General features: G+C 73.7%; 20 protein-coding genes. 11 read left to right on the top strand and 9 right to left on the bottom strand.

The window, feature by feature from the left end; translation table 11 throughout:
• The first annotated feature begins 17 nt into the window (after positions 1-17).
• From rpsF to dnaB, 5 genes are all read left to right on the top strand, one after another.
• Positions 18-350: a 30S ribosomal protein S6 gene (gene rpsF, locus VGI02_RS07860; RefSeq protein WP_331626743.1), complete on the top strand. Its 333-nt coding sequence runs from the start codon at positions 18-20 to the stop codon at positions 348-350.
• Positions 350-895, top strand: coding sequence for a single-stranded DNA-binding protein (locus VGI02_RS07865; RefSeq protein ID WP_331626744.1), 546 nt, complete (start codon positions 350-352; stop codon positions 893-895). The genes rpsF and VGI02_RS07865 overlap by 1 nt, the downstream gene beginning before the upstream one ends.
• A gap of 46 nt (positions 896-941) precedes the next feature.
• Positions 942-1178 (top strand): 30S ribosomal protein S18, encoded by a 237-nt coding sequence (gene rpsR, locus VGI02_RS07870; protein ID WP_331626745.1) that lies wholly within the window; start codon positions 942-944, stop codon positions 1176-1178.
• A 17-nt stretch (positions 1179-1195) separates the two neighbouring features.
• A complete protein-coding gene (rplI, locus tag VGI02_RS07875) occupies positions 1196-1648 on the top strand; it encodes a 50S ribosomal protein L9 (RefSeq protein ID WP_331626746.1) in 453 nt (150 codons plus the stop codon).
• Positions 1649-2208: 560 nt separating this feature from the next.
• On the top strand, positions 2209-4824 hold the full coding sequence (gene dnaB, locus VGI02_RS07880) for a replicative DNA helicase (protein WP_331626747.1): 2616 nt from the start codon (positions 2209-2211) through the stop codon (positions 4822-4824).
• 52 nt (positions 4825-4876) lie between these two features.
• On the opposite strand, the gene VGI02_RS07885 is transcribed toward dnaB, so the two are convergent.
• On the bottom strand, positions 4877-5413 hold the full coding sequence (locus tag VGI02_RS07885; RefSeq protein WP_331626748.1) for a carbonic anhydrase: 537 nt from the start codon (positions 5411-5413) through the stop codon (positions 4877-4879).
• 143 nt (positions 5414-5556) lie between these two features.
• Between VGI02_RS07885 and VGI02_RS07890 the strand changes: the two genes are divergently transcribed.
• Positions 5557-6531 carry an ornithine cyclodeaminase family protein gene (locus tag VGI02_RS07890; RefSeq protein ID WP_331626749.1) on the top strand — a complete coding sequence of 325 codons (975 nt, stop codon included), beginning with the start codon at positions 5557-5559 and terminating at the stop codon, positions 6529-6531.
• A 55-nt stretch (positions 6532-6586) separates the two neighbouring features.
• Here the strand turns inward: VGI02_RS07890 and VGI02_RS07895 are convergent, their stop codons facing one another.
• The 5 genes from VGI02_RS07895 to VGI02_RS07915 form a co-directional block, all read right to left on the bottom strand.
• On the bottom strand, positions 6587-7438 hold the full coding sequence (locus tag VGI02_RS07895; protein WP_331626750.1) for an SAM-dependent methyltransferase: 852 nt from the start codon (positions 7436-7438) through the stop codon (positions 6587-6589).
• 76 nt (positions 7439-7514) lie between these two features.
• A complete protein-coding gene (locus VGI02_RS07900; RefSeq protein ID WP_331626751.1) occupies positions 7515-8537 on the bottom strand; it encodes a sigma-70 family RNA polymerase sigma factor in 1023 nt (340 codons plus the stop codon).
• A gap of 61 nt (positions 8538-8598) precedes the next feature.
• A complete protein-coding gene (locus VGI02_RS07905) occupies positions 8599-9846 on the bottom strand; it encodes an MFS transporter (RefSeq protein ID WP_331626752.1) in 1248 nt (415 codons plus the stop codon).
• Between the two features lie 126 nt (positions 9847-9972).
• Positions 9973-10320, bottom strand: coding sequence for a divalent-cation tolerance protein CutA (gene cutA / locus VGI02_RS07910; protein WP_331626753.1), 348 nt, complete (start codon positions 10318-10320; stop codon positions 9973-9975).
• Positions 10321-10330: 10 nt separating this feature from the next.
• The gene (locus tag VGI02_RS07915) at positions 10331-11584 is read right to left on the bottom strand and encodes an MFS transporter (protein ID WP_331626754.1); all 1254 of its coding nucleotides are present in this window, start codon (positions 11582-11584) and stop codon (positions 10331-10333) included.
• 120 nt (positions 11585-11704) lie between these two features.
• Between VGI02_RS07915 and VGI02_RS07920 the strand changes: the two genes are divergently transcribed.
• A complete protein-coding gene (locus VGI02_RS07920; RefSeq protein ID WP_331626755.1) occupies positions 11705-13135 on the top strand; it encodes an MFS transporter in 1431 nt (476 codons plus the stop codon).
• Positions 13136-13293: 158 nt separating this feature from the next.
• Complete coding sequence (locus VGI02_RS07925; RefSeq protein WP_331626756.1) at positions 13294-14157, top strand: aldo/keto reductase; 864 nt, start codon at positions 13294-13296, stop codon at positions 14155-14157.
• A 67-nt stretch (positions 14158-14224) separates the two neighbouring features.
• Here VGI02_RS07925 and VGI02_RS07930 read toward each other — a convergent pair whose 3' ends face one another.
• Both VGI02_RS07930 and VGI02_RS07935 read right to left on the bottom strand, forming a co-directional pair.
• A complete protein-coding gene (locus VGI02_RS07930) occupies positions 14225-15862 on the bottom strand; it encodes an SDR family oxidoreductase (RefSeq protein WP_331626757.1) in 1638 nt (545 codons plus the stop codon).
• Positions 15863-15930: 68 nt separating this feature from the next.
• The gene (locus tag VGI02_RS07935) at positions 15931-17055 is read right to left on the bottom strand and encodes an AI-2E family transporter (protein WP_331626758.1); all 1125 of its coding nucleotides are present in this window, start codon (positions 17053-17055) and stop codon (positions 15931-15933) included.
• Positions 17056-17432: 377 nt separating this feature from the next.
• On the opposite strand from VGI02_RS07935, the gene VGI02_RS07940 reads away from it, so the two are divergent.
• From VGI02_RS07940 to VGI02_RS07950, 3 genes are all read left to right on the top strand, one after another.
• Positions 17433-18014 carry a hypothetical protein gene (locus VGI02_RS07940; RefSeq protein WP_331626759.1) on the top strand — a complete coding sequence of 194 codons (582 nt, stop codon included), beginning with the start codon at positions 17433-17435 and terminating at the stop codon, positions 18012-18014.
• A gap of 229 nt (positions 18015-18243) precedes the next feature.
• Entirely contained in the window at positions 18244-18846 is a 603-nt protein-coding gene (locus VGI02_RS07945) for a DoxX family protein (RefSeq protein WP_331626760.1), read from the top strand.
• A 113-nt stretch (positions 18847-18959) separates the two neighbouring features.
• The gene (locus VGI02_RS07950; RefSeq protein ID WP_331626761.1) at positions 18960-20246 is read left to right on the top strand and encodes a D-arabinono-1,4-lactone oxidase; all 1287 of its coding nucleotides are present in this window, start codon (positions 18960-18962) and stop codon (positions 20244-20246) included.
• On the opposite strand, the gene VGI02_RS07955 is transcribed toward VGI02_RS07950, so the two are convergent.
• On the bottom strand, positions 20189-22621 hold the full coding sequence (locus VGI02_RS07955) for an FUSC family protein (protein WP_331626762.1): 2433 nt from the start codon (positions 22619-22621) through the stop codon (positions 20189-20191). The genes VGI02_RS07950 and VGI02_RS07955 overlap by 58 nt on opposite strands.
• Positions 22622-22725: the final 104 nt, after the last annotated feature.

The following is a 22725-nucleotide window of genomic DNA, read 5'->3' on the forward strand; positions in this document are numbered from 1 at the left end:
CAGCCCATGGGAGGTGAGTGGTACTCGTGCGCCACTACGAAATGGTCGTCATCCTCGAGCCGAGTCTCGACGAGCGAACCGTGCAGCCCTCGCTGGAGACGTTCCTGAACGTCATCCGCAAGGACGGCGGGACCGTCGAGAACGTCGACGTCTGGGGTCGTCGTCGTCTCGCCTACGAGATCGAGAAGCACGGCGAGGGCATCTACGCCGTCCTCGACGTCAACTGCGAGCCGTCGACCATCAAGGAGATGGATCGTCAGCTCGCCCTGAACGAGTCGGTGCTCCGCACCAAGGTCATGCGTCGTGACCCCGCCGCCGCGACGCGCCGGGGCAAGGCCGGCGCTGCCTGATGGCGGGCGACACCGTCATCACCGTGGTCGGCAACCTCACCGCCGACCCGGAGCTGCGGTTCACGCCGTCCGGCGCCGCCGTCGCGAACTTCACCGTCGCGTCGACCCCTCGCACCTTCGACCGCCAGAGCGGTGAGTGGAAGGACGGCGAGGCCCTGTTCCTGCGCTGCAACATCTGGCGTCAGGCGGCCGAGAACGTCGCCGAGACGCTGACCCGCGGTGCGCGGGTCATCGTGCAGGGACGACTCAAGCAGCGTTCGTTCGAGACCCGCGAGGGTGAGAAGCGGACCGTCATCGAGCTCGAGTGCGACGAGATCGGCCCCTCGCTGCGCTACGCCACCGCGTCGGTCACCAAGGCCAGCCGCGGAGGCGGCGGCGGTGGTGGTGGTTACGGCGGCGCGCCCAACGGCGGCGGTGGCGGTGGCTACGGAGGTGGCGGCGGCCAGTCCGGCGGCGGCGACGACCCGTGGGCCTCGGCGCCCGTCGCGGGATCGTCCGGTTCCGGCTCCGGTGGCGGCGGCTACGACGACGAGCCCCCCTTCTGAATCCCTCGTTCACCCCAGTTCAGCTCGGCTAGGAGAAAGAAACACCATGGCGAAGCCGCCGGTGCGCAAGCCCAAGAAGAAGGTCTGCGCGTTCTGCAAGGACAAGAACCAGGACATCGACTACAAGGACACCAACCTCCTCCGCAAGTACATCTCGGACCGCGGCAAGATCCGCGCCCGCCGGGTCTCGGGCAACTGCTCGCAGCACCAGCGGGACGTCGCCGTCGCCGTGAAGAACTCGCGTGAGATGGCTCTGCTGCCCTACACGTCGACCGCGCGCTGAGGAGGGGGAACCACGCGATGAAGCTCATCCTCACCGCCGACGTCGCCAACCTCGGCGGGCCCGGCGACAACGTCGAAGTCAAGGACGGCTACGGCCGCAACTTCCTGCTGCCCCGTGGACTGGCCATCGTGGCCACCCGCGGCGCGATGAAGCAGGTTGCCACGATCCGCCGCACCCAGGAGGGCAAGCGGATCCGCGACCGCGACCACGCGAACGAGATCGCCGGTCAGCTCCAGCAGGTCGGCACCGTGACGGTGACCGCGAAGTCCGCGGGCCAGGGCGGCAAGCTCTTCGGCTCCGTGACGCCCGCCGACATCGTCGGCGCGGTGCGGTCCTCGGGCGGGCCGAACCTGGACAAGCGCCTGGTCGACACCAGGGGGCACATCAAGTCCACCGGTGCCCACCAGGTGACCGTCCGGCTGCACCCGGACGTCGCCGTCGAGCTCTCCCTGGACGTCCAGGGCGCCTGAGCGCCCCACCGTCCCCACCTCGGGCCCCGGACCGCCACGTGCGGTCCGGGGCCCGACGTGTGTCCGGACCCGATCGGTGGGTGCCCGTCGGCGCGGGGCGCCGGATCACGCCCCTCCCCCACCCGGGGCGCCGGATGGTCGCCCGGTGGTCGTCCTGCCGTCGAGCGCCCGTCGGCGGCCGGTCGTCTCCGCGCCACGGAGTCGTGTCGCGACACGCCGGGCCTCGGTGTGCGCCGACATGCCGATCCACTTGTTGTCCACAGGATGCACAGCGCGTTGAGCTGGGAGAACGCCGAAACCGGGCCGGTTGCCAACAGGTTGTCCCCAGGTGTGCCCACCTGGGGACCCTGTGCTTTCCGATCCGTCCCCAGGCCATCAACACCGACATCAACAGCACCGCCTGGCCGGTCCGCGTGGGGCGGCCCTACCGTGCGACCCGCACCTCCTCCCGGGCCGCGCACGCGTGGCCGGCGGCGGTGTCGGTGCCTCGCGGTAGAAGGGGGCAGGCCGGACGTGCCGGGGACGACCCGGGCGTCCGCGGCGATGGGAAGGAGCGGTCCGTGGCGGTGCTCGACGAGCGGGGGGCGGGCGGCCGGGACGGCGGACACCCCCGCTCCGGCGGATCCTCCGAGGGCTCGCGCCCGGAGTTCGACCGACAGCCGCCGCAGGACATCCCGGCCGAGCAGTCGGTGCTCGGCGCGATCCTGCTCAGCAAGGACGCGATCGCCGACGTCGTCGAGATGCTCAAGCCGGACGACTTCTACCGGCCCGCGCACCAGACGGTCTACGAATGCGTGCTCGATCTCTACGGGCGCGGGGAGCCCGCGGACCCGGTGACGGTGTCCGCGGAGCTCGAGCGCCGCGGCGAGCTGCTCCGCATCGGTGGCGCGCCGTACCTGCACACGCTCATCGCAGCGGTGCCCACGGCGGCCAACGCGGCGTACTACGCCGAGATCGTGGCCGATCGGGCGATCCTGCGCCGCCTGGTCGAGGCGGGCACGCGGATCGTGCAGCTGGGCTATCACGGCGGCGAGGGCGCGGACACCGACGACATCGTCGACCGCGCCCAGGCCGCCGTGTACGAGGTGACCGACCGGCGCGTCAGCGAGGACTACATCGCGCTCGAGGACATCCTGCAGCCGACGATGGACGAGATCGACGCCATCGCCTCGCGCGGCGGCGTGTCCTCCGGCGTGCCGACCGGATTCGCCGACCTCGACGAGGTGACCAACGGCCTCCACGCCGGCCAGATGGTGATCGTCGCGGCGAGGCCCGGGATCGGGAAGGCGCTCGCGCTCGACACGCCCCTGCCCACTCCGGGTGGCTGGACGACGATGGGCGAGGTCGAGGTCGGGGACGAGCTGCTCGACCGGAGCGGGCGCCCGACGCGTGTCGTGGCCGCCACCGAGGTGATGGCCGGTCGTCCGTGCTACGAGATCGAGTTCTCCGACGGCACGACCGTGGTGGCCGATGCGGAGCACCAGTGGCTGACCGACACGCGCGCATCCCGTCGCTCTGCTCGGATTCCGGCGGCGGTGCGCACCACGGCGGACATCGCGGCCACGCTGCGCACTCCCACCGCCGACCGGCGGGCCAACCACTCGGTCCCGACTTGTGACGCCCTGGACCTCCCCGAGCAGGGCCTTCTGGTGCCGCCGTACGCACTGGGTATCTGGCTCGGCGACGGCACCAGTGAGTGCGCCTCGTACACCAGCGCGGATCCGGAGATCGCGGCGTCCATCGAGAGCGAAGGTCTCGTGGTTCCGACGCTGGGAAACCTGCGCTACGGCCTGCGCCTCCCGGAGTCCTCGACGCCCGAGCCGCGATCCTGCGTCGTATGCGGGAGGGAATTCGTGCCGGCCACGGCGCAGGTACGGACCTGTGGGCGCTCCTGCGGTGGACGGGCGCGATTCATGTCGGCACCCGGGCCGGCACCGACCTGTCCGGACTGCAGCGGACCCTCGTGCGGACTGCGCCGGTGTCAGGACTGCCACCGGGCGCTCGGCACCGTGCAGGGTCGGCTCCGGTCGCTGGGTGTCCTCGGCAACAAGCACATCCCGACGGCGTACCTGCGGGGCTCCGACGCCCAGCGACGCGCACTGCTCGCCGGACTCCTGGACTCCGACGGGACAGTGCTCCCGACCGGGGTCGTGCAGTTCACGGTGACATGTGAACGCCTCGCGCGGGACACGGCGGAGCTCGTCGCCTCGCTCGGCCTGCGCTGCTCGATCACGACCAGGGCCGTCCGAGGAGCCCGCGAGGACAGCCGGACGGCCTTCATGGTCACCTTCAGCACGACCGACACGGTCTTCCGCCTGGAGCGCAAGCGCCTCGCGCACAAGGACCGTCAGCGGGGCACGTCGGACGTGCGGACCGGGCAGCGCTACATCACCGACGCCCGCCCGATCCCGTCCGTACCCGTGCGGTGCGTCGAGGTGGCCAACGAGGAGCATCTCTACCTGGCGACCCGCTCGATGGTGCCGACCCACAACTCCACCTTGGGAATGGATTTTGCTCGGGCGGCGAGTATCAAGCACGGCATGACCTCGGCCTTCTTCTCGCTGGAGATGGGCCGCACCGAGATCGTCATGCGCCTGCTGTCGGCGGAGGCCAAGATTCGACTGGCCGACATGCGCTCCGGCTCGATGACCGATGACGACTGGACGCGCCTGGCCCGGCGGATGAGCGAGATCAGCGAGGCGCCGCTGTTCATCGACGACTCGCCCAACATGACGATCATGGAGATCCGGGCGAAGGCGCGGCGGCTCAAGCAGCGCCACGACCTGAGGCTGATCATCCTCGACTACATGCAGCTGATGACGTCGGGCAAGAAGGTCGAGTCCCGCCAGCAGGAGGTCTCGGAGTTCTCCCGGCAGCTCAAGCTGCTGGCCAAGGAGCTCGAGGTCCCCCTGGTCGCGATCAGCCAGCTCAACCGTGGTCCGGAACAGCGCACCGACAAGAAGCCGATGCTGTCCGATCTGCGTGAGTCCGGGTCGCTGGAGCAGGACGCCGACATGGTCATGCTCATCAGCCGGCCGGACGCGTTCGAGCGCGACGATCCCCGCGCGGGCGAGGCGGACCTCATCCTGGCCAAGCACCGCAACGGGCCCACGGCGACGATCACCGTGGCCCACCAGCTGCACTACAGCCGGTTCGCCGACATCGCCCGCGGCTGACGGTGCCCGGGAGACCGCGATACGAACGTCCTGGAGGGACCCGCCGCCGGGGTCAGCCGGGGCTCAGGGCGGTGCCGGGGACGACGGTCTCGACCCGGCCGGTGGCGACGTCGTAGACCAGCCCGGTGACCACGAAATCGGGGGCGTGGATGGCGCCGGTGATCACGTCGACGTCGACCTCGACCGAACGCCGCGGGTCGAGCACGGCCTTGTCGGGAAGCTGCTCGAGGGGGATCTCGAAGTACTCGGCCAGCAGGTCGGGGAACGGGGCGATGTCGGTCATCCCGCAGTCGGTGTGGTGCAGCACGACGAGGTTCCACGTGCCCGGCCGATGGGTCCCGACGTGGGCCTGGCCGACCTTGCCGAGCATGGCCATGGTGCGGAGCGTCGCCGGGGTGATCCGCCCGCCGACGTTGCGGATGACGGCGGCCTCTCCGTGGCGGATGCCGAGGACCCGGGTGGGGTCGACCCGGGGGTCGACACAGCCGACGACCATCAGGTTGCCGCTCGGATTGATGGTCAGTTCCGGGTCGAACTCGTGGGCGACGAAGTCCGCGTTGCGGGCGACGAGCTCTTCGGGCGTGGTCATGGGGTTCCTCCCCGGTCGGGGCCGCGTCGGGCGCGGTGGGTTCCCAGGGTGCGCCGTGCGGGCCCGACGAGGTGGGTTCGTCACTCCCGCCCCGGTCCTCGGCTCGCTTGACCAGGGGCGGGAACCTCCCCGAGCCTCTGTGGATGCGTGTGCTCGACCGTCAGGCGGTCCGGGAGCTGCTCGACGCCGACGAACTGGTGGACGCGGTGGCCGCCGCCATGGTCGATCTGTCCCTGGGCCGGGCCTCGCTGCCGCCCCGGATCGCCGCCAGGGTCTCCGGGGCCGCGCTGCTCGCCACGATGCCGGCGTACTGCCCGACCCTCGGCGTGCTGGCCGCCAAACTGCTGACGGTCTACCTCGACAACGACGCTGCCGGGCTGCCCGTGCACCAGGCCGTGATCGCCGTGTTCGACCCGGCGACCGGCCGGATGCTCGCCCTCGTGGACGGCGATCACCTGACGGCGGCGCGCACCGCGGCGTGCTCGGCGCTGTCGGTCCGCCATCTCGCGCGTCCCGACTCCCAGGTGCTCGCCGTGCTCGGGACCGGCCCGCAGGCCCGGGAGCACGCCCGGTACGCGTGCCGGGTCCACGACTTCGCCGAGGTCCGGATCGGGGCCCGTGACCCGGTCAAGGCGGCAGGACTGGCCGACGACCTCGCCCGGGAGGGATTCCCGGCGCGGAGCGCCACGATCGCCGCGGCGATCGAGGACGCCGACGTCGTCTGCGCGGCGACGAGCACCGTCGAACCCATCCTGCGACACGGCGACGTCCGCCCCGGCACGCACATCGCCTCGGTCGGATACATCCCGAACGGGCGGGAGGTCGAGGCGGCCCTGATGTGCGACGCGCTGGTCGTCGTCGAGCACCGGGACACGTCCCTGCAGCCGTTCCCGACCGGCTCGAACGACCTCGCCGAGCTCGTGAGCACGAAGCAGCTCGATCCCGGGCAGGTCGTGGAGATCGGTGAGCTCGTCGCGGGTCGCCGGGCGGGTCGTGAGGGACCGGGGCAGGTGACGGTCTTCAAATCGGTCGGGGTCGCGGTCCAGGACGCCGCCGCGGCGTCCGTGGTGCTCACCGCCGCGCGGCGCACCGGGATAGGCGTCGAGGTCGGTCTCTGAGGTCTGGTCCGTGCCGCGCCGTCAGGGCCCGACCTGACGTCCCCGCCGTCAGCGTTCAGGGGAGGCGCCCGATGCCGGCGTAGGCCCCGATGGGCTCGGACCCGGGATTCGACGTGGGCCAGTTCACCGGGTCGACGAGACCGGGCGGGACGAGCTCGAAGCCGGAGAGCAGGTCGTGGATCTGCCGGCGGTCGCGCAGGACGACGGGCGTGGCGCTGCCGCGGTAGCCGAGCTCGATGTTGCGGACCGCCTCGGCGAGCGCCGGGTCGTCCTGGTCCGAGCTGCCGTGGTTGATCGCCAGGACGCTGCCGGAGCACAGCGCGGCGCGGTACCGACCGAAGACCGCCGGGACGTCGTCGTCGATGAAATGCAGGACGGCGATCGCGAGGACCGCGACGGGTCGGGTGAAGTCGAGCAGCCCCGCGACGGTCGGCGCGCGGAGGACCTCCTCGGGCTGGCGCAGGTCGCCCTGGGTGACCGTGACGCCCTCGAGGCTCTGGGTGATCTCGCGGGCGTGATGGACCGCGACCGGCTCGAAGTCGACGTACGCGACCCGGGCACCCGGCGACAGGCGCCGGGCGATCTCGTGGACGTTCCCCACCGTCGGCACGCCGGAGCCGAGGTCCAGGAACTGGTCGATGCCCTGGCCGACGCACCAGCGGACCACCCGCCCCAGGTAGTCGCGGTTGACCCGGCAGACGCGGGGCATGTCGGGGTTCGCCGCCACGATCTGCGCGGCCTGGGCGCGGTCGCTGGCGAAGTTGTGGGCGCCACCCAGGAAGTAGTCGTAGATCCGGGCGGCGTTGGCCCGGTCGAAGTCGATGCCCACCTCGGAGAGCGTCATCATGCTGGCCAGATGGGTGCCGACCCGCGGCTGACCGTCCGTCCCGTCCGAACCCTCGCCCATGGGGGCCCCTTCCTCTCCCGTGATCCCGCCCAGTCTGGGATCTCCCCGGCGCTTCCCGCGTCGGGAAGACGGGTGGTTACGGGTCCAGGGAGAGCGGCAGTCCGTGGGCGTGGAAGACCTCCGGGCCGAGGAACGACGTGAGCTCCGCGATCGAGCCGCCCCGCAGGGTCAGCACCGTCAACGACCACGCGCGGAACCGACCGCCCTCGCCCGCGCCCCCGCGGGTCGCGGGCCCGTCGAGGTAGAGCGCGACGGCGGGCTGCCCGTTGGCCTCGGTGGTCAGCGCACGCCAGGTTCCGCAGTCACCGAGCGGCACCGCCCGCGCGAACGCCATCACGTCCTCGCGTCCGGAGTACCAGCCCGGCAGCGGGGGCATGGACCACGTGACGTCCTCGGTGAGCAGGGAGACGAGCGCCCCGGCGTCCCGGTGCTCGAGCGCCCGCGCGTAGCCGTCGACGACGGCGCGCAGCCGCGCGTCGTCGAGAGCCGCCAGCGTGCGCTGCTGGGACACCGGTGGCACGCGCTCGGCGACGAGGCGCCGGGCCCGCTGGAGGGCCGAGTTCACCGAGGCCGTCGAGGTCTCCATCATCGCGGCGATCTCGGCCGCCGAGTAGCTGAGCACCTCGAACAGCAGCAGCGCCGCCCGCTGGTTGCCGGGCAGGTGCTGGAGCGCGGCGACGAACGCGAGCTCGACCGACTCCCGCTGCTCGACGGCGAGCGCGGTGTCCGGGTACGGCGTCAGCCAGGCGACCTCGGTGGCCGGGGCGTCGTCGAGCACCGGCTCCGACGACGCCGGCCCGAGGTCCATCGGCAGCGCGCGCCTGCCCCGGGCCTCGACGAGATCCAGGCAGGTCCGGGTGGCGACGGTGTAGAGCCACGACCGCACGGTGCTGCGCCCCTCGAACCGCGCGAACCCCCGCCATGCGCGCAGCAGCGCGTCCTGCAGCGCGTCGTCCGCGTCGTGCGCGGAACCCAGCATCCGGTAGCAGTGCGCGTGCAGCTCGCGGCGCAGCGGCCCGACGAGGCGCTCGAAGGCCGCGTCGTCGCCGGCACGGGCCGCGCCGAGGTCGTCGTCCGCCAGGGTCGGCGCACCGTCCATGGCGTCGAGTCTGCCGTATCGGGCGCGCCCCGCGTTCCGGCCAAGGGCGCCCCTCACCGATCTAGTCGAGCGAGGGTGTCCTTCGCTCGGAATCGGTGGGGGGCGCGGGAGCGGGCGAGCGCAGGGCGGCGACGACGATCGCGGTCGCCGCGAGCAGCGCGACGAGGAACCCCACGGTCGCCGACCAGCCCGCCGCGCCGAACACGACCCCGCCGAGGGTGCCGCCGACCGACGAGCCCACGTAGTAGCTGAACAGGTACATCCCCGACGCCACCGCCCGCCCGTGCGTGGCCCGCTGCCCGACCGCGGCCGAGGCGACCGCATGCCCGGCGAAGAACCCGACGGTGAGCAGCGCGAGCCCGCCGACGACGAGCGCGAGCACCGGGGCGAGCATCGCCACCGCCCCGAGCGCGGCGACCCCGGTCGCGACCAGCACCGTCGTCCGCGTCCCCCACCGCGCCGAGAGCCTTCCCGCGATGGTCGAGGTGACGGTCCCGGCCGCGTAGAGCACGAAGACGAAGCCGACGATCAGGTCGGGCAGCGAGAACGGCGGGCCGAGCAGCCGGAACGCCACGAAGTTGTAGGCGCAGACGAACGTGCCCATCAGCAGCAGGCCGATCGCGAACAGCCGCCGCAGCACCGGGTCGCGCAGGTGGCTCACGACCTCGCCCGCCAGCTCGCGGGGCGCGACGGGCGTCGGGGTGAAGCGCCGGGACGGGGGCAGCACCAGCCAGAACACGACCAGGCATGCCGCGGAGACCACGGCGATCCCGCCGAGCGCGGCCCGCCACGAACCGGAGAGATCCCCGATCGCGCTGACGACGATCCGCCCGCCGAACCCGCCGACGGAGTTGCCCGCGATGTAGAGGCCCATGGCGCCGCCGAGGTGGCCCGCGTCGATCTCGTCGGCGAGGTAGGCCATCCCGACCGCGGGCAGGCCGGCGAGCGCGACCCCCTCGAGGGTGCGCAGCACGAGCAGGAGACCGAACGACGGAGCGACGGCGGCCGCGAGGCCGAACACGACCGCGCCGAGCAACGACCACAGCATCACCGGCCGCCTGCCCCACCGCTCGGACACCGCCGACGCCGGGATGATCGCGACCGCGAGACCACCGGTCGTCACCGAGACGGTGAGGGACGCCGCGCCCGGCGACACCGCGAACACGTCCACGAGCTGCGGCAGGAGTGGCTGTGTGGCGTAGAGCAGTGCGAACGTCGTGAATCCGGCGAAGAAGAGCCCGACCGAGATCCGCCGGAAGCCCGGGTCGCCGCGCCGCAGGCCGGACGAGATGGCGCTCGCGGAGACCACGATTCTCCCCGTCGCTCCGCTCGCGCCTGCCGTCCTCCCCGTCGCTCCGCTCGCGCCCGCCGTCCTCCCCGTCGCTCCGCTCGCCCCTGACATCGTTGTCGAGGCTAAGCGCCCGAGACGTCCGGGTCAGCCGTTGCGGCCTGTCTCGTCCACCACCCACTGCAGATACGGCCCGTGCCCCCCGACGACGGGGACGGCGATCACCTCGGGCACGTCGTAGGAGTGCTCGGCGGCGAGCCAGGCGGTGAGGTCGTCGACCCGCTCGGTCGCCGTCTTCACCACCAGCTGCCACTCGGTTTCGATCGACACCGAACCCTCCCAACGGAAGGCGCTGCGCACCGGGCCCACGATCTGCACGCAGGCCGCGAGCCGGGCCTCGACGAGACCGCGGGCGAGCCGCTCGGCCTCCTCGATGGAGTCGGTGGTGGTGATGACGACGGCGGTGGCGGCGTCCGGCGACGGGGTTGCGGTCACCCACGGAGTCCTACCGGACCGTCTGCTCCTCGCGCTCGCCGAAGACCTTGCCCTTCGCCTCCGGTCCGAGCAGCAGCACGAGCGCCGTCAGGATCAGGACCGGGACGATCACGGCGGCGAGCGCGAACGAGCCCCCGTGGTCGTCGGCCAGGGAGGTCTGGATCGGCAGCACGAAGGCCGCGAATGCGTTCCCGAGCTGGTAGGTCACCCCGGGGTAGAAGCCGCGGACCTCGTCGGGGGAGAGCTCGGTGAGGTGGGCCGGCACGACGCCCCAGCCGCCCTGGACCACGACCTGCAGCAGGAACGCGCCGAGCGTGACCAGTCCCAGCACCGTCGAGTAGGCGAACAGGAACGCGACCGGGATGCCGAGGACCGCGCAGAACGCCGCGGTCCGGCGGCGCCCGAACCGCTCCGAGAGCGCCCCGAAGTAGGCCCCGCCGAGGATGGCGCCGACGTTGTAGATGATCGCGATGACGGTGACCGTGCCCGTCCCGGCGTGGAAGTCCTCCTTGAGGAAGGTCGGCACGTAGTCCTGGGTGCCGTGGCTCATGACGTTGAACAACGTCATGAGCACGATGAGGTAGAGGAAGCGGCGCAGCACCTTGGGTTGCAGGAACACCTGCGCGGGGCCGACCTTCGTCAGCTCCACCTTCTCCTGGGTGCGCTCCCACGCCTCGGACTCGCCGACGCGGGTGCGGATGAGGAAGGCGATGAGCGCGGGGATCGCGCCGAGGATGAACAGCCAGCGCCAGCCCAGCGCCGGGGTGACGAGGAAGTTGGCCAGGGTCGCGAGCAGGTAGCCCACCGGATAGCCCTGCTGCAACAGGCCCGACCAGAAGCCGCGCTTCTCCGGCGGGATCTTCTCGAGTGCGAGCGAGGCGCCGAGGCCCCACTCGCCGCCCATGCCCAGGCCGAACAGGAAGCGCAGGATGATCAGGACGGTGAAGGTCGGGGCGAAGCCGGACAGGACCTCCATCGCCGAGTAGAAGAGGACGTCGACCATCAGCGGGAGGCGGCGGCCCTTCTTGTCCGCCCAGATCCCGAACCCGAGCGCCCCGATCGGCCGCGCGATCAGCGTGGCCGTCGCCAGGAACGCGACCGTCGTCGTGGACTCGCCGAACTCCTTGGCGATGTCGGAGACCACGAAGACGACCAGGAAGTAGTCGAAGGCGTCCATGGCCCAGCCGAGCCAGGCGGCGAGGAAGGCGTTGCGCTGCTCGCGGGTCAGTCCTCGTGCCTGCTCGAGCAGTCCCGGAGCCGCCATGGCGGGGAACTTAGGCCGCGCAAGCACCGTCGGCACGCCGGTCGTCCGGTTGCTCCCGAACGCACGATTCCGCTCGGTCTCACACCGGAGCGCCGCCGTCCTCGGCCTACGCTCGTGAGCGTGCGCAACGACCAGGAGACGCTGAGCCTCAAGCGTCGTGTCCTCGTCCTGGCGATCTGCTGCACCAGCCTGCTCGTGGTCTCGATGGACAACACCATCGTCAACGTCGCGCTCCCGGCGATCCGGGCCGATCTGCAGGCCTCGATCACCGGGCTGCAGTGGACGATCGACGCCTACACGCTCGTGCTCGCGTGCTTCCTCATGCTCGCCGGCGCGACCGGGGACCGGCTGGGGCGCAAGCGCACCTTCCAGGTCGGGCTGGCGGTCTTCGGGCTCGGCTCGCTGCTGTGCAGCCTCGCGCCGTCGATCGGCTGGCTCGTCGCGGCGCGGGCGGTGCAGGGGATCGGCGGCACGATGCTCAACCCGGTCGCCATGTCGATCATCACCAACGTGTTCACCGACCCCCGTGAGCGCGCCCGGGCGATCGGTGTCTGGGGCTCGGTCGTCGGGATCGCGCTGGGCCTCGGGCCGGTGCTCGGCGGCCTGCTGACCGAGACCGTCGGGTGGCGGGCGATCTTCTGGGTCAACGTCCCGGTGGTGCTCGTGGCGATCGCCGCGACCGCCCGGTACGTGCCGGAGTCCCGCGCGCCGCACGCCCGCAGGCCCGATCCCGTCGGCCAGATCCTGGTCGTCGTCCTGCTCGCCTCGGTGGTCACCGGCGTCATCGAGGCGCCCCGAGCGGGGTGGACCTCACCGCTGATCATCGGCCTGGGCGTGCTCGCCGTCGTGGCCCTGGTGGCGCTGCTGATGTGGGAGCGCCGTCGTCGGGAGCCCCTCATCGAACTGCGCTTCTTCTCCAGCGTCCCGTTCTCGTCGGCGACCGTGGTCGCGGTGTGCGCGTTCGCGGCGTTCGGGTCGTTCCTGTTCCTCTCCACGCTCTACCTGCAGGAGGTCCGCGGCCTCTCCGCCTTCGAGGCCGGGCTCGCGCTGCTGCCCGCCGCGGTGACCGCGACGGTCTGCGCGCCGCTGTCCGGCCGGTGGGTGGCCACCCGCGGCCCGCGGACGTCGCTCGTCATCGCCGGTATCGCGACGACGCTGGTCGCCGTGGTCATCGCGCAGGTCGGCCCGACGACGCCGCTGTGGGTGCTGCTCGCCGCCTACGCCGTGTTCGGGATCGGCTTCGGACTGGTGAACCCCCCGATCACGAACACCGCGGTCAGCGGCATGCCCCGCTCCCAGGCGGGCGTCGCGGCCGCGGTGGCGTCCACGAGCAGGCAGGTCGGCCAGTCCCTCGGCGTCGCGGTCAGCGGCACGGTCGTCGCCACCGCCGCGACGGTGGGGACCGGCCTCTCCGCGGCGTGGTGGGTGGTGGGCGCGGCGACCCTCGTCATCGGGGTGCTCGGCGTGCTGGCCACCACCGCGCGCGCCGACGCCACTGCGGACCGCGTCGCGGATCTGTTCGCCGAGGAGGCGACCCCGGCGCGCCTCTGACCTGCGGCGACTGAAACGCTGAGGTGTCACTTCACCGTCAGCGGTGGGGGTGAAACTTGTCACGACACCCGTCGTGGGACCTCGGCCACTGGATAGGTCAGCGACCTGCCGGGAATGCCAGGGTGGAGTCTTCGCGCAAGCGGGGAAGGAGATGCCACGTGACGACGACGGAGTCCGCGGCGGCTGCCGCAGGAACGTTCGAGCTCGGCGGGGAACTGCCGGTGCACCGCCTCGGATACGGCGCGATGAGGCTGACCGGGGAAGGCATCTGGGGGCCGCCCAAGGACACGGACAACGCGGTGGCGGTGCTGCGCCGCTCGGTCGAGCTCGGCGTCGACTTCGTGGACACCGCGGACTCCTACGGCCCCTACGTGAGCGAGGAGCTGGTCCGCGAGGCGCTCTACCCGTACCGCGGGGTCACGGTCGCCACCAAGGCCGGCCTCCTGCGCACCGGGCCGAACCGCTGGATCCCCTGCGGGCGGCCCGACTACCTGCGCCAGGAGTGCGAGATGAGCCTGCGCCGTCTCGGCGTGGAGACCATCGATCTCTTCCAGCTCCACCGCGTCGACCCGCACGTCGCGGCCGACGAGCAGTTCGGTCTGCTCGCCGACCTGCAGCGCGAGGGCAAGGTGCGCCACGTGGGCCTCTCCCAGGTGTCCGTGGAGCAGATCGAGGCCGCGAGCCTCATCGTCGACGTGGCCTCGGTGCAGAACCGCTACAACCTCGTCGACCGGTCCTCCGACGCCGAACTGCGTCACTGCACCGAGCACGGCATCGCCTTCATCCCGTGGGCGCCTGCGGACGCGGGCAACCTCGCGCAGGAGGGCAACGCCGCCCACGACGCGGCCGTGCAGCTCGACGTCACGCCCGCCCAGGTCGCCCTCGCGTGGCTGCTGCAGCGCAGCTCGGTGATGGTGCCGATCCCCGGCACGTCGTCGCTCGAGCACCTCGAGGAGAATTGCGCCGCGGGCGGCCTCGAGCTGCCGCGCCCGATCGTCGCGCGGCTGGACAGCGCCGCCTAGGTGCCTTCGGCCCGTGAGCACTTTCCGGTGCCATAGCCCCCGAAAGTGCTCACAGGCCGGAGGCCACCTACGCGCTCGCCCGGCGCTGCGCCCGCTCCGCGTCGCGCAGCGCACGATCCCGGCGACGCCGGCGCCAGGCGCCCACCGGCCCGCGCCCGCCGTCGGGGACGGCCAGCGGGCCACGCCCCTCCTCGAGCTCGGCGGCGGCGACGATCCGCCGCTCCATCCCCCCGAACACGAGGACGTGGAACGGCGCGATGACCCACCAGTAGGCGTGCCCGGCGAGTCCGCGCGGGAGGAAGATCGCCCGCTGCCGGTAGAGCGAGCCCTCCCCGCGCGGGGCCACCCGCAGCTCCAGCCAGGCGAGGCCGGGGGCCTTCATCTCCGCGCGCAGCCGCAGCAGGTACTCGCCCTCCTCGAGGTCGGGCACCGAGTCGGGCGCCGTGGCGGTGCCCTCGACGCATTCCTCCACCCGCCACCAGTCGAGCGCGTCCCCGACCTTCAGGCGGTCCGCGTCGCGCCGCCCCCGCCGCAGGCCGACCCCGCCGACGAGGCGGTCCATGATCCCGCGGGCCCGCCACCCGAGCGGGAACGAGTACCAGCCCCGTTCGCCGCCGATCCCGACGACGACCCCCCAGAGCGCCTCCGCGTCGGCGGCGGAGGACCGCTCGCGGACGTCGGTGTAGACGGTGCCGCCCGCCCAGTCCGGGTCGGAGGGCAGGAGGTCGGACGGCAGGGGTTCCGACGGGGCGTTGCGGGCGTTGGCGCCCGACCACCGCGTCTCGACCTGGCCCTCCCGGATGCGGGTGAGCGCGAGCTCGACGGCCGTCGGGAAGCTCGTCAGCCCCTCGGCGGGCGGGCCGAGATAGCTGTCGATGTCGTTCTCGGCGGCGACGACCTCGTGCACCAGCGAGTCGATCAGCGGGACCGCCGTCGACCGCGGCACCGGGGTCACGAGGTTGACCCAGTGCGACGACAGCCGCGGGGTGAGGACGGGGACGGGCAGCATCGTCCGGACCGGCAGCCCCTCGACCCGCGCGAATCCCTCCATCATCTGGAGGTAGGTCAGGACGTCGGGCCCGCCGATGTCGAAGGTGCGGTTCACGTCGGGTGGAAGATCGACCGCCCGGGTCAGGTAGTGCAGCACGTCCCGGATGGCGATCGGCTGCACGCGGTGGTGCACCCAGGAGGGCGTCAGCATCACCGGGAGCCGCTCGGTGAGGTAGCGCAGCATCTCGAAGCTCGCCGACCCCGACCCGAGGATGACCGCGGCCTGCAGGACGGCGGTCGGGACCCCGGAGCGCAGGAAGATCTCGCCGACCTCGGTGCGCGAGGACAGGTGCTCGGAGAGCTCGACACCCTCCGGGTGGATGCCGCCGAGGTAGACGACGCGCTTCACCCCGGCCTTCCGGGCGGCCTCGGCCGTGATGAGCGCGGCCCGGCGGTCGACCTCGGCGAACCCGGACTCGGAGAGCGAGTGGACGAGGTAGTAGAGGACGTCGGCGCCCTCACAGGCCGCGCGCATCGCGTCCGGGTCGAGCACGTCGCCCCGGGCGATCTCGATGGCGTCCTGCTGCGCCCACGGGATGTCCTTCATCTTCGCGGGGGTGCGCACCACGCACCGCACCGTGTGGCCCTCCGCCACGAGCCTCGGGGCGAGTCGCCCGCCGATGTAGCCGGTCGCACCGGTGACCACGCATCTCACGAGCGCATCGTCGTCGCTCGCGGGCCCCGGCGCAGCGGGGGCGGGCGCGTCACGGCCCGCCGGGCGCGTCACCCGCCGGGCGCGTCACGTCCGTCCGGGGCCGCGACGGCGTCGACGGGTCGCAGCGCCGTGAGGACGACGAGGACCGGGACGGCGAGCAGCGCCCCCACCGCACCGGCGAGGACGACGCCTGCCGCGACGGCGAGGACGACGGCCACCGGATGCGGGCGCGCCCCCGGAGGCGCGCGCCCACGCAGCACCCGGGGCACGAGCACGCGGTGCCCCAGGATCGAGAGCCCGATCCCGACGACGGCGGTGACCGCGGCCCCGGCAGGACCCGCCGTCGCGAGCGCCACCAGCACCGCCGCCGCGCCCGCGACGAGCGGCCCGACGACCGGCACGAACGCGCCCAGCAGCACCGTCGCGGCCACCGGCCCGGCCAGCGGGCTGCCCAGCAACCCGAGCACCACGCCGCTGCCCACGGCACCGAGGACCGCCACCACCCCGACGCCGCGCAGGTGCGCCACGAGCGCGGCGAACGCGCGCGCACCCCGCACGGCGGCCACCGGACGGCGGTCCGCGGGGACGGCGCGCAGCAGGAACGTCCAGACCCGGGGCCCGTCGTCGAGCAGCACCGCGAGCAGGAAGACGGTCAGCAGCGCCCCGGACACGACCTGCGCGACCGTGACGACCAGCCCCAGCAGCGCGGGCACGAGACCGGCGCCGAGCGCCGTCGTCACCGCCGTCGGATCCCCCGCGAGCACCGCCAGCCCGTCCCGGGCGAGCGGGACGAGCGTCATCGTGACCGCGCGGTCCGGGAGACCGCCCGCATCCAGACCGCGGGCCGCGATCTCGACCGCGGTCAGGCCCCGCGTCAGCTCGTCGACGAGCGCCGGGAGGGCGTCGCCGACGGCCCCCGCGAGCACCGTCGCGAGCCCGGCCAGTCCCGCGAGGGCGGCGACGAGCACCAGTGCGACGGCCGGCGGACGCGGCACCCGGTGGCGGACGAGGAGCCGCACCGGAGGGGTCAGCAGGCCCGCCAGCACGATCGCGACGGCGACCGGCACGACGACGAGCGCGAGGCGGGCGAGCAGCGCCGCGGTCCCGGCCGCCACCACGACGAGGGCCAGCAGGCGCACCGCTCGCGTGCCGACGACCACCGCGGAGGGCCGGCGGGCGGTCGGCGTCTCCACCCCGGCACCGTAGAGGGCCCGCCGACCGGGCGGCCGCCGCCGATCGCTCGACAGGGTGTGCCACCACCGTGCGCATCCACTCGATCCGGTGGCGACCGGCCGTACGCGCGTCCCGGAACCGGATGACTCACCCGGGTGCCCCTGTCGAGCGCGTCGACGTGACGGACGGTGAGATCGCCGGTTACTCCCGGCGACCTGTGCCTCGTGCACCGGTGGAGTGACACACGGTCAGGGGGTGTTCGGGCGTGTCGCGATTGATTCGGCGCGTCGCCCACAAGGTGCGCCCCGAGGCTGCCGTTGGGCTGGTTGACGCGAGCGAACGGGGCCGTTCGCCGCAGCGTCAGCACAACCGTGTGGTGCAACGGCGGAGGTGGAACATGTGGGTCTGGCGAGAGGAGTCAGTGCGCGGCGGATGGCGTCTCGACTCCTACGGGTCGTGGACGTACGACGAGCCCGCGCGACTCGAGCGGGTCGGTGCCCCCCGGGCGCCGGTCGATCCCGAGGCCGAGCGGCTCGCGCACGACCGGCTCGCGCAGGAGCGGTACCACCGTGCGCAGCGTGCCCGGTCGGAGAGCGCCCGTCCGGCGCTCACGGCCCTGCCCGCGCTCTCGGAGCTGGAGGCGACGCCGATCTTCCGGTCGGTCGCGCACGAGGCCCGGGCGGCCCACGACGAGCGGGGTCGCGGGCGGCACGACAGCCGGTACGACCGGCTCGAGGAGCGCGGTCGCCGCGTCGAGCCGACCATCCCGGAGCCGCACCCGGGGTCGGGACCCTTCCCGGCGCAGAGCCGGTCGCGCCGGGGCCTCGCCCCGGTCGAGACCGCGCCGCCCCCGCCGCCGCCCTACGAGGACGAGCCGGGGTTCGGCGGGACGCCGGAGGACGAGATGCGTCGCCGCGCCGAGCGGCGTCGTCGCCCGCGGGTGGAGCCCGACAGCGGGCGCCACGTCCTGCGCCGCTAGTCACCGGTCCGGTCCCGTCGGGGGAGTCCGGAACGGCCGCGGCTGCGGCGACACGAGCTAGAGGGGCACCTCCGCGCTGGGGAGCGGACGGAGGTGCCCCTCGTCGTGTGTCCGGGACCCGTCGACGAGGGGCCGGGATCGGGAGAGCCGGCGGGCGTGGTGAGGTGTGCCCCGGCCCGGAGCCGGGTATCGCCCCGGCCATCCACCCCTGCCGTCGGAGGTCTTGCCCATGCTGGTCCGTCGCCTCGCCCGGCCCCTGCTGGCCGCGGTGTTCATCAAGGGCGGGATCGACACCCTGCTCAACCCGGAGCCGCGCGTCGGGATGATCGCGCCCAAGGTCGCGCAGGCTCAGGACGCGGTCGGGGACAAGCTCCCGGCCCAGGCGCCCACCGAGCCCGAGCAGCTCGTCAAGATCGATGCGGGCGTGAAGATCGGGGCGGGTGTGCTGCTGGCCCTCGGGAAGTTCCCGCGCCTCGCGTCGCTCCTGCTCGCCGGGAGCATCATCCCGACCACCGTCACCGCGCACCCGTTCTGGGAGGCCAAGGACCCGGCCGAGCGCAGCGCCCAGCAGACCCACTTCCTCAAGAACCTCGGTCTGCTCGGCGGCCTCATCCTCGCCGCGGTGGACACCGAGGGGAAGCCGTCGCTGGGCTGGCGTGCCCGCCGCGCCTCGCGCAAGCTCGCCAAGAAGACCGAGGAGCTGACCGGGCACTCGTCCGACGTCGGCTCCGACGTCGCCGAGTGGGCCGAGGGCGCCCGTTCGGCCGCGGGCACCACGGCCGCCACGGTCCGCGACGGCGTCGACGTCGCGATCGGCAAGTTCGTCGCCTGATCCCCGGGTGACGCACGGGTCGGTCACCGTCGACCCCGCTCGCGCCGGGCCCGCGGGGTCATAGGGTGGCCCCGATGTGGACGAACTGGTCGGGCGGGCAACGGTGCCGGCCCGTGGCGACCGCCCGGCCGCTCGACGAGGCCGGGGTCGCCGGGGTGGTCCGCCGCGCCGCGGAGCGCGGCCACACCGTCCGCCCCGTCGGCTCCGGCCACAGCTTCTCCGACCTCGCCGTGACCGACGGCGTCCACCTCGACGCCTCCGCCTTCTCCGGGATCACGGCCGTCTCCGCCGGGGGGCCGGGCCGCAGCCGGGCCGCCGTGCGGGTGCGCGGCGGTACCACCATCGGGGAGCTGCAGGAGGCGCTGGCCGAGCGCGGTCTCGCCCTCGCGGTCCCGTTGGACCTGCGCGAGCCCACCGTCGGCGGTGCCCTCGCGGTCGGCGCGCACGGCAGCGCGGCCGGGCACGGCTCGCTGTCCGACCAGGTCCTCGGGATGCGCCTGGTCGACGGCCGCGGCGAGGTCCGGGACGTCCCGCGCGCCGACCTGGACGCCGCCCGCACCGCGCTCGGCGCCCTCGGTGTCGTCCTCGACGTCGAACTGGCGGCCGTCCCCGCCGTCCCGGTGCGGGTCACCCGCTCGTCGCGGCCGCTCGAGGAGGTCCTCGACCCGGCCTTCTGGGACGGCCACGACCTCGCGGAGGCCGCCCTCTTCCCGTCCTCCCCGACGGCCCTCGCGCGCTGGGCGCAGTACGGCGACCCGGCCGAGCCGACCGACGAGTCGGACGCCGAGGAGGACGCCGACCCGCGGGAGGCCCGCGAGCGCACCGTCGGGATCACCAGCGCGGGCGCCACCGGCCGGACCGCGCTGGGTGGGGCGGTCGTCGTCGAGCGGGCCCTCCCGCGTCTCGCGCCGTCGCTGAACCGGGTGGTGTCCCGCCTCGCGCGCACCGTGTCGGCCACCGGCGCCGGGCACCGCGTCCTGTCCGACCCGCCCGCGGTGCGCTACGAGCAGACCGAGTGGGCGCTGCCCCGCGAGGCGCTGGCCGACGGGCTCCGTGCCCTGCTCACCGGCCTGGCCGACGGGCTCGAGACGGGGCTCCCGGTCCGGATGCGGGTGGGCCCCTCCGAGTCCGGCTGGCTGCACCCCGCCCACGGCCGCGCGACCGGCTGGATCGCGGTGCGGGTCCCCCGCGGTCTCGACCCGGGCCCGGTCCTCGATCGGGCGTCCCAGGTGCTGCGCGATCACGGCGGCCGACCCCACTGGGGCACCCGCCACGACTTCGCGGCGGCCGACGTCGCGGTCGCCTACCCGCACCTGCCCGACTTCCTGCGGGTCCGCGACGCCTACGACCCGGACCGGGTGTTCACCAATCCGGCGCTGGCCCGGGTGCTCGGCGACTGACGGACCTCCTCGGCCTCCTCGTCCTGCGCGGCCCCGAGGTCGACGGCGAGCGCCACGACGGCCTGGTCGATGCGGCGCAGCAGCCGCGTGACGACGAGGGCGTCCGAGCGGCGGTGCGGGTCCTGGCCGCGGGCGGCGTAGGCCTCGGCCCGGTCGACGAGGTCCTCCGCGGACCGGACCTGCACCTGCTCGCCGTCGGAGCGCCGTCGGCCGCGCACCACGACGTCGCGCAGGCCGTCGAGGTTGTCCCGCACCGCCTGCAGCGCCGGGGACAGCGTGGGCGCCCAGCCGGGGTCGGGGGACACGCCCAGGTCGGCGGCGAGGCGGGCGAGCGCCCGGGCGTAGTGGTCGACGACGACGAACACGCGCAGGGCCCGCCGGTGGCTGGAGCGGCCACGGCGCTTGGGGGTGTCGACGAGCAGCGGCCGCACCCGCGCGCGCAGCGTCGCCAGCGCGGTGTCCATGTCCCGCGCACGCTCCAACGGCGGCGCCGAGCCGTGGCCGAGCACCGTCCCGACCGCGCCGGCGAGGACGTCGTCGGCGGTGTCGACGAACGCCTCGACGGACTCGCCGAACGCCTCCCGCGTGCCCTTGGGCAGCACCAGGAACGCCGCCAGGACACTCGCCGCCACCCCGGCCAGGGTCTCCTCGATGCGCAGCAGGAGCGTCTCGACGCTGAACTGGCCGATCAGCCCGTAGACCAGCGCGAGCACCGCGGTGATCCAGAAGGCCAGCATGCCGGGCGAGATCCGCACCAGGTACAGCGCGAGGAAGGCGCAGACGAACAGGAGGATCAGCGAGACCACCTGGTTGCCCGCGGTGAGCGCGGCGAGCCCCATCCCGGCCGCCACCCCGCCCACGGTCCCGACGACGCGGCCCCAGCCCCGGGAGAGCAGGTCGCCGCGACTGTTGGTGTTGGCGAACACCACGAACGCGGCGATCACCGCCCAGTACCAGCGCTGCGGGGCGAGCAGTTCGCCGATCACGATCGCGAGCGTCGTCCCGACGCCGACCTGGACCGCCTGCCGGGTGGTGAGCAGCAGCCCGGCCTCCTTCTTCTCGCCCGTGGCCGCCTCGCCGTCGCCGGGCTGCTCGCCCCGGTCCGGGCGGCCGTCGGCGATCCCGTCGCTCGAGGCCTCGCCCGCGATCTCCACCGGGGACGCGGCCCGCGGCACGCCGGGCAGGGTGATGCCCTCGGTGGTCGCGTCGCCCGGGCGGGTCGGGGCGTCACGCTGGGCGTACTCGACGGAGTCGGCCACGCGGCGGACCGCGAACGCTGCCCGCTGGACCCGCTCGTGCCCGCGGCGGGTGTCCGCGACGAGCCCGGCCACCGCCCCCCGCGCGTCGGAGAGCTCGCCGAGGACCCGGCGGTGCGGGACCCGGCGCCCGAGCGCACGCCCGAGGTGGACCAGCCCGGTGCGCAGCGCGGTGAGGGCGAGCGGGGTCGGGCGCTGGTCGGCCTCCCCGGACCCGGGCGCCCCCGCGCGCGCCATCCGCCGCACCGCCACGCCCAGGCGCTCGAGCCCGAGCTCGGTGTCGACGATCCGGAGAGCGAGCACCTCGTTCTCGAGTCCGGGCCAGACGCGCTCGGCCGTGGTGCGCTCGAGCTGGTCCTCGACCAGCAGCGCGGTCTCGTTGAGCCGGCGCCGCCCGCGGTAGAGGCGCTCCAGGACGACCTCGCCCACCTGTTCGTGCTCGGCCCCGGGGGACCGGCCCGCCACGACCCCGCCGTCGGGGACGGTCTGCTGCGCGGCGGCGAGCACGTCGTCGACCCGCGTGACCATCTCGTGCGCCCGGGCCCGGAAGGCATCGACGAGGCGGCGCAGCGTGCGCTCCGGGCGCTCGGCGAACACCACGCTACGCAGCAGGAACGTCGATCCCAGCCCGACGACCACGGCGACGCACAGCGCGGGGACCTGGGCCGGCTTGGCCTGCAGGAACTGCGTGAAGAAGAACGGCATGAACGCGGCCATGCCGAGGGCGAAGCCGCGCGGGCCGAACCGTCGCACGTAGACCGCGGCCACCATCACCGCGACGAAGACGACGTCCGCGACCACCCGGTAGGGGGAGAGCAGCGTGCCGGTGACGGTCGAGGCGAACGCGGGCAGTGCCATGAGCGCGGTGGTGACCCGCTGGCGGTTCAGCGACGTCTCGTTGACCGCGAGGTTGGAGATCATCGCGAGCACGCCGGCGAACAGCACGATCGTCACCGGTTGGCCCGCGAGCACGGTCGCCCGGCCGAGGGAGATGATCCCCGCCGCGAGCGCCATCGACGCCACCGCCACCGAGGCGAGCCGCAGCCGCGCGAGCCCCGGGTCGGCCGTGACGAGCACGGTGCGCAGGGACTCCAGCGCCCGCGTCGTGGCCACCCGCACCGCGTGAGTCCCCTCGTCGTGACCCCGGATCCCCGGGCGGGGAGTCTCCCACGTCGCCGGGGCCCGCGGCGGGTCCGACCACGACGCGCCAGGTGGGCCTCGAC

Origin of the sequence: Actinomycetospora sp. (assembly GCF_036497245.1) — a bacterium.
GTDB lineage: Bacteria > Actinomycetota > Actinomycetes > Mycobacteriales > Pseudonocardiaceae > Actinomycetospora.

Bases quoted from the DNA above. Each gene is read 5' to 3' on its own strand.
- VGI02_RS07865 (WP_331626744.1), top strand. From the start codon at position 350: ATGGCGGGCGACACCGTCATCACCGTGGTCGGCAACCTCACCGCCGAC.
- rpsR (WP_331626745.1), top strand. From the start codon at position 942: ATGGCGAAGCCGCCGGTGCGCAAGCCCAAGAAGAAGGTCTGCGCGTTC.
- rplI (WP_331626746.1), top strand. From the start codon at position 1,196: ATGAAGCTCATCCTCACCGCCGACGTCGCCAACCTCGGCGGGCCCGGC.
- VGI02_RS07885 (WP_331626748.1), bottom strand. From the start codon at position 5,413: ATGACCACGCCCGAAGAGCTCGTCGCCCGCAACGCGGACTTCGTCGCC.
- VGI02_RS07890 (WP_331626749.1), top strand. From the start codon at position 5,557: ATGCGTGTGCTCGACCGTCAGGCGGTCCGGGAGCTGCTCGACGCCGAC.
- VGI02_RS07895 (WP_331626750.1), bottom strand. From the start codon at position 7,438: ATGGGCGAGGGTTCGGACGGGACGGACGGTCAGCCGCGGGTCGGCACC.
- VGI02_RS07900 (WP_331626751.1), bottom strand. From the start codon at position 8,537: ATGGACGGTGCGCCGACCCTGGCGGACGACGACCTCGGCGCGGCCCGT.
- VGI02_RS07915 (WP_331626754.1), bottom strand. From the start codon at position 11,584: ATGGCGGCTCCGGGACTGCTCGAGCAGGCACGAGGACTGACCCGCGAG.
- VGI02_RS07940 (WP_331626759.1), top strand. From the start codon at position 17,433: ATGTGGGTCTGGCGAGAGGAGTCAGTGCGCGGCGGATGGCGTCTCGAC.
- VGI02_RS07945 (WP_331626760.1), top strand. From the start codon at position 18,244: ATGCTGGTCCGTCGCCTCGCCCGGCCCCTGCTGGCCGCGGTGTTCATC.